The sequence below is a fragment of the Mycobacterium sp. SMC-4 genome (assembly GCF_050205565.1).
GTDB lineage: Bacteria > Actinomycetota > Actinomycetes > Mycobacteriales > Mycobacteriaceae > Mycobacterium.
In genome coordinates this window covers 1-1,451 of record NZ_JBNMQU010000025.1, presented here as the reverse complement: position 1 = coordinate 1,451, position 1,451 = coordinate 1, and the positions used below count along the sequence as shown (strand labels likewise).

At 67.2% G+C, this 1,451-nt stretch carries 2 protein-coding genes; both read left to right on the top strand.

The genetic code is table 11. The features are described from left to right. The coding region (locus ACQI46_RS25580) for a hypothetical protein (protein WP_427096854.1) at window positions 1-231 on the top strand (231 nt) is incomplete at its 5' end. Next, window positions 218-1,451, top strand: a 1,234-nt coding sequence (locus ACQI46_RS25575; protein ID WP_427096853.1) for an SAVED domain-containing protein, incomplete at its 3' end; no start/stop codon positions are given. The genes ACQI46_RS25580 and ACQI46_RS25575, both read left to right, overlap by 14 nt.

Sequence of the window (1,451 nt, the reverse complement as noted above, 5' to 3'; positions counted from 1 at the left end):
GACCTGGCCACCCTGGCCATCATCTCCGTGGCCCACCCCCGCACACCCAACCCCACCCAGATCATCGTGCGCCGCACCCGTACCGGCTACAGCCTCGACGCGCGCCGCGTCGTGCACTGCACCCCGCGCGCCTGTCACATCGTGCTCACCGGAGACCTCCCACCACGGCCCACCGACCACCACACACCGAACCCGCCGCCACCTCACAGGAGCGCCGATGACCACCAATGACCTGCCCAGCGCAAGCGGCGTACGCCTCGCCGGCGACCGATACCAATGGCTGCACGTCTGGCGCGCGTGCATGGAAGCGCTGCACCACAGCGTGGCCCGCAACACCAACAATCCCATCATTGCGGTGGGCGTCGAAGAACCCGGAGTCGGCAACGGCGACGACGTCGTGCGGCACCGACAACATCCGCCGAACTCCTACACCCAAGTCAAGTACGCCTCCGATCACAGCACCCCCGCCGGTCTTGTCTGGCTCGACGAGAAGGACATTCTGGCCAAGATGGTCAGCACTTACCAGTCGCTGACCGCCACCGGCACACCAGTCGAGCTACACCTGGCTACCAACCGCACCATCGACCCCACCGACGTGCTGATGCGCGACCTCGATGGGCGAGACGGGCGTCTCTTGCCACGAGCCGCGCAAGGCGGACCCCAATCCGCGCGCGGCAAAGCGCGCGCCGCGTGGGCCACCGCCGCCCACACCGACGAAGACACCTTGATGCGGTTCCTCGCCGACTTCCACCTCGAAGTCGGCTACGAACCCAAACAGCTGCGCCGCGAGGTCGGACTCCTCATGACTGCCAACGGATTACGATCCGACGACACCGCCATCGATCTGGCCGTCGACTGGGTGTCGCAAGAGGTTATCGCCGGCCACCGCCGCCTCACCCTGGCTGACATCACCGACGCGGTCACGGCACTCGACCTGCGCGCCGGATCGCCGTGGACGCCCGTCTCCATCGTCACTATCAGCCACGACCACCTGGCCGACCATGCTGCAGTCAGCATCGACTGGGTGGACCGCTTCGCCGGCGACACCGACTGGACGCGAATCGCGCCAGCAGCACCGCACACCTGGGCCGAACTCGCCGACGACATCAAAACCCTGCCCGCCCAACTCGGCGATAGCCACCGCATCCTGGTGGGTGGCCACATGCGCCAAGCCACCGGGTTCCTCGTCGGCGCCGAACTGCGGCGCGTCCTGGGCTACCAGGTCGGCGTCCGCCAAGGCGACCAATTATGGACCGGTGAAGAATCCGTGGAGCCCTTCGAGCTGACGCTGACCCGCGAAACCATCGGCCGGGGAACCGAAACCGCGCTGATCGTGACCGTTGCGGACAGTGCCGCTGACGTCACTGTGGACTGGATCCGGCGCGCAGAACTCCCCGTGGACACAGCGATCATCGCCACTCCCCCCTCCGGCGCCCCATACACCGTCCCGT